The following is a 4730-nucleotide window of genomic DNA, read 5'->3' as shown; positions in this document are numbered from 1 at the left end:
ATTACCGGAATATCGGCCCATTTTGCAAATTCTTCAACATCACTGTGTGCAAAAGTTCTAATCATAATGCCATCTACATATCTTGATATTACTCTTGCAGTGTCTGCAATAGTTTCTCTAACTCCAAGATTGATTTCTTCTTTTCTTAAAACCAGAGCATTACCACCTAATTGTTGAATTCCTACCTCAAAACTCATTCTGGTTCTAAGACTGGGTTTTTCAAAATACATCGCAAGAGTTTTATTTTTTAGAATATGGTGTTTGTTGCCAATTTTATTGTCCTGCTTTAGTCTGCTGGCAAGATCAAGTAAATAATTTATACTTTCTTTATCATAATCAGCTAGTGTTAAAAAATCTTTTCCTTTTAATTTCATATTTAATTCTCCCTTATATTGAAATTTGTGCCTTTGGCACTTGATATAAGTTAGGTGATATTATCACCTTGAAAAATTATCAAACTTATTATAATCTGCTAAAACTATATAAACATATTAATAAAGGGATTGTAAATGCAAACTTTACGAGAAAAAACAATATCAAGTGAAATTAAGTATACAGGATACATAATAAATGTAAGACGTGATGATGTACTTTTAAGTGACGGAAAAGAGCATTTTCGCGAAGTTGTAGAGCATCCGGGAGGAGTGGTTATTGTACCGGTTACAGAAAATAATGATATTATTCTTGTTAAACAGTGGCGTTATCCTATAGGACAGGAATTAATAGAGCTTCCTGCCGGAAAATTAACCAGAGGAGAAGATCCATTTCTTGCTGCAAAGAGGGAATTGCAAGAAGAAACAGGATATAGTGCTGAATCCTGGGAATCATTAGGTTTTATTTATACTGCTCCAGGATTTTGTGATGAAAAACTGTACCTTTACAAAGCTTATGATTTGTCTTTTTCTGAGACAAATCTTGATTATGGTGAAATAATAGAGCCATTGATAGTTAATATTGATTTAGCTTGGAGTATGATAAAAGAAGGTAAAATTACCGATGCTAAAACAATAATTGGTTTAAGCTTGATAAAATAATATACATATTAATATGGGACTACAAAGTATGGTTGATAAGATAAAATTAATAGCTCTTGATATAGATGGAACAATTATGGATAGTAAGTTCCATATTTCTGATAGGGTAAAAACCTCAATATTAAAAGCTATAGATTCAAATATTTATGTAGTTCTTGCAACAGGCAGGATGTACAGTGCCGCTGTGCCAATTGCAGCAGGTTTAGGCATAAAAACCCCTTTAGTTACATATCAGGGAAGTATGGTCAGAGAATTTTATAATTCTGATGAAATTCTTATGCATTATACTATATCTCCTGAGCATTCCAAGGTGATAATTAAAGAATTAAGAGAATTGAACCTTCAGGTAAATGTTTACCTTGATGATGAGTTATTTGTGGAAGAAGAAACTGACATATTAAAAGAATATGCAGCGAGAAGACATATTATTTATCATAAAGTAGATTCTTTTGATAAAGTAGCAGATTTAAGTCCTACCAAGATTCTTGCGATAGATGATACTCCGGAAAAAACAACGGAAGTAAGAGATTATCTTAGGAACAAATATTCTGATATTTTAAATATTAGTAAATCTACTCCTTTATACTGTGAGGTTGTGAATAATCAGGCATCAAAAGGACGTTCGATTCTTTTTCTCGCTGAAAAATGGGGTATTAAACGCTCTCAAATAATGGCAATAGGTGATCAGGATAATGATAAAGATATGCTTGAAATTGCAGGATTACCAATAGCAATGGGTAATGCAGATGAGGGATTGAAAAAAGTATCAAAACTTGTAACTGATACAGTTGAGAATGATGGAGCGGCTTTAGCAATAGAAAAATATGCATTGGAGTTAACAGATGAATCAGCAATATAGAGTTGGAAATGGTTATGACATTCATAAACTAGTGGAAGGCAGAAAGTTAATTCTTGGTGGAATAGAGATTCCTTATCATTTGGGTTTACTTGGCCATTCTGATGCAGATATATTAACCCATTCCATTATGGATGCAATGCTTGGAGCAGTATCTATTGGAGATATTGGCAGATATTTTCCCCCATCAGATCCGGTATATAAAGATATTGATAGCCTTGAACTTTTAAAAAAAGTTAAATATTTGGTTGAAGCTGAAAATTATAAAATTAATAATATAGATACAGTTATACAGGCAGAGCGTCCTAAGCTAGCAGGTTATATTTTTCTTATAAAAGAAAAGCTTGCAGAAGTGCTTGAAATTGATGTAGATCAAATTTCAGTGAAAGCAACAACAATGGAAGGGATGGGGCCTGTTGGTGAAGGTAAAGCCATTGCAGCTCATGCAGTTATTTTATTAGAGAAAATGTCTAAATAATTTGAAATATTAATAAAAAATATAGTGTACTCCAACGATAACTGATAACTTTAAACTAAGTCCCACTGATTCAAAGGCTTTAGTCGTTAACCTAAGTTAGGTAATAGATATTACCAAAAATATTTTTGCCATGAATAGGGATGTTTCTTATTGCTTAAATTGATATTCTTTCTTAATAATATCAATTTAAAATTGGGAGGATTTATAATGGCAGTATGTAAAAAATGTAAGAAAGAGTATACAAGTTTACAGGAAGTTCAGAAATATTGTCCTGCTTGTAAGCATCCAGAAAAAGAAGTCAGATCTCCTGATGTGCAGGATCGGCATTTACAAGAAAAACAGAAAAGACAGACTTCTGAATAACAAAAAATGCAAGGTTAAATGACCTTGCATTTTTATATTTAAACTTAATTTGCTGCTTAAATATCTTCAGATCTTTTTGGTGCTTTTTCTTTATTTTTATTGTGGGTAAAAATAAAGAAAAAGCATATAGTTATTGACTTTTAGGCTTATAATTTAATTATTTCATTAAATTTAATATTCAATAAATAAATACCCTGAAAACAAGATATAAAGAGAAACAATTGTATTTAAAAAGCATCTAAATATGTGTATATAAAAAATATTTGTTACTTGAGATCCTACAGGGTTAGTCGAAATTGAATTTCAATTGAATGTTATAATTCTATTGAATAAAATTAGAAATGTTGAATAAATTAATCTTAAAATTTAAATAATTTTTTCAACACATAGATTATTTTTGTAGTATTTTAAAAAAGTGTTAGGAAATTAACCTGGAAGGTATGAAAACATGGTAAACAAACTCATTAAAGAAGACACAAAGTTATTCATGACCGGAAATGAAGTAATAGCATATGCGGCAAATTCAGCAGGTGCTGAATTTATGTATGGTTATCCTATTACCCCTCAAAATGAGATCATGCATACCTGGTGTAAATTGTTGCCAAAAACCGAAGCTGGATTTCTTCAAACAGAAGATGAAATTTCAGCTGGGTTTTCGACAGTTGGTGGAATTTTAGCTGGTAAAAAGGCTTTCACGGCAACAGCTGGCCCGGGAAATGTAATTATGCAAGATGCTATGTCAATGGCAGAAATGATGAGAATACCGTTTGTATGTGCAGTTATGCAAAGAGGCGGCCCAAGTACCGCTACAGTTATTTATGCACAACAAGAAACAACTTTAACTGTTTTTGGCGGTAATGGTGAAGGCCACAGAATTGTATATTCAACAGCTGGTCACCAGGATCTTTATGATTATACAATTAAGGCGTTCAATACTGCTTGGAAATATAAATTCCCAACTTACATCTTAGCTGATGGATATCAAGGCAAAATGAGAGAGCCTGTAGTAATGTATGATCCAGAATCAAGAGGCATTGAAATGATTCCAGCTACTCCATTCTTAAGAGCTGAAGGAGTTGCAGGTGTTGATAGAAAGCCTGTTCATATGAGAAATTGCTTCAACCTTGAAGAAGAATTAATGGAAGTTCTTGATTCTTATGAAGAAGAATTTAATAGAATAACTCCTGAAATTGCTGAATACAAAGAATATAAAGCTGATGATGCTGACATCTTAATTATTGCACATGGCATTGTTGCAAGAAGTGCAATAACTGCAATTGATGAATTAAGAGAAAAAGGAATCAAAGCTGGTTTATTCAGACCTGTAACAATCAGACCTTTAGCTGTTGAACCATTAAGGAATGCTGTAAAACGTGCTAAGCAAGTATTGTTTACTGAATCAGCAAATGGTCAAATGGCAAGAATGGCACTTGAAAAACTTTACGGTTTAAATACCCCATACGATACACTCTATAAAATGGGTGTTGGTGTAACCGGTGGTGATATCGTAGAAAAAGTTGAACAAATGCTTAGACAACCAGCAAGTGTATAAGCAGTTTTAGATAGATTATTTTAATCAGAATTAAAGGAGATAAATATGCCAAGTGTATTAACAATTCCTCCAAGAATACCACAAGCACAAAATCCAGATCCGGGCGCAAGCAAATTTTGTCCTGGTTGTGGACATGGTATGACATTAAAAACATTAGCTTCAGCTATAGATGAATTAAATCTGCATGATAGAGCTGTTTTTGGATGTGATATAGGTTGTAGCTTGTTATCTTGGAATTATATGAATATAGATACCATACAAGCACACCACGGACGTACAACCCCAGTTATTTATGGAGTTGTAAGAGCTAGACCTGATACCGTAGGTATTGCTTATATGGGTGATGGTGGCGGTCTTGCAATTGGTGCTCAACACCTTGTGAACGCAGCTGTTAGAAATGAAAAAATGCTAGTAATCCTTGTTAACAATACAAATTATGGCATGACT

4 protein-coding genes and 2 pseudogenes (1 of these 6 running past the window's edge) are annotated in these 4730 nt (G+C 32.8%); 5 read left to right on the top strand and 1 reads right to left on the bottom strand.

The features are described from left to right. A pseudogene (locus A2255_04485) lies at positions 1–374 on the bottom strand (ornithine carbamoyltransferase). A gap of 135 nt (positions 375–509) precedes the next feature. Between A2255_04485 and A2255_04480 the strand changes: the two are divergent. The 5 genes and pseudogenes from A2255_04480 to A2255_04460 all read left to right on the top strand — a co-directional run. Beyond that, the gene (locus tag A2255_04480; protein OGI21101.1) at positions 510–1034 is read left to right on the top strand and encodes a hypothetical protein; all 525 of its coding nucleotides are present in this window, start codon (positions 510–512) and stop codon (positions 1032–1034) included. Positions 1035–1062: 28 nt separating this feature from the next. Beyond that, positions 1063–1893, top strand: coding sequence for a hypothetical protein (locus A2255_04475; protein OGI21100.1), 831 nt, complete (start codon positions 1063–1065; stop codon positions 1891–1893). Continuing rightward, entirely contained in the window at positions 1877–2368 is a 492-nt protein-coding gene (locus A2255_04470) for a 2-C-methyl-D-erythritol 2,4-cyclodiphosphate synthase (protein OGI21099.1), read from the top strand. Before A2255_04475 ends, A2255_04470 begins: the two co-directional genes overlap by 17 nt. Positions 2369–3179: 811 nt before the next feature. Further along, positions 3180–4283, top strand: coding sequence for a ferredoxin oxidoreductase (locus A2255_04465; protein ID OGI21098.1), 1104 nt, complete (start codon positions 3180–3182; stop codon positions 4281–4283). 45 nt (positions 4284–4328) lie between these two features. Further along, positions 4329–4730, top strand: a pseudogene (locus tag A2255_04460) (hypothetical protein); it runs 247 nt beyond the window's last position.

The sequence above is a fragment of the Candidatus Melainabacteria bacterium RIFOXYA2_FULL_32_9 genome (assembly GCA_001784615.1).
GTDB lineage: Bacteria > Cyanobacteriota > Vampirovibrionia > Gastranaerophilales > UBA9579 > UBA9579.
The sequence above is the reverse complement of the archived record's forward strand: the minus strand, read 5'-3'. Positions and strand labels throughout refer to the sequence as shown.

What these genes read in the sequence shown, in the direction of transcription:
- A2255_04475 (OGI21100.1), top strand. Translation starts at nt 1,063, where the DNA reads ATGGTTGATAAGATAAAATTAATAGCTCTTGATATAGATGGAACAATT.
- A2255_04465 (OGI21098.1), top strand. Translation starts at nt 3,180, where the DNA reads ATGGTAAACAAACTCATTAAAGAAGACACAAAGTTATTCATGACCGGA.
- A2255_04480 (OGI21101.1), top strand. Translation starts at nt 510, where the DNA reads ATGCAAACTTTACGAGAAAAAACAATATCAAGTGAAATTAAGTATACA.
- A2255_04470 (OGI21099.1), top strand. Translation starts at nt 1,877, where the DNA reads ATGAATCAGCAATATAGAGTTGGAAATGGTTATGACATTCATAAACTA.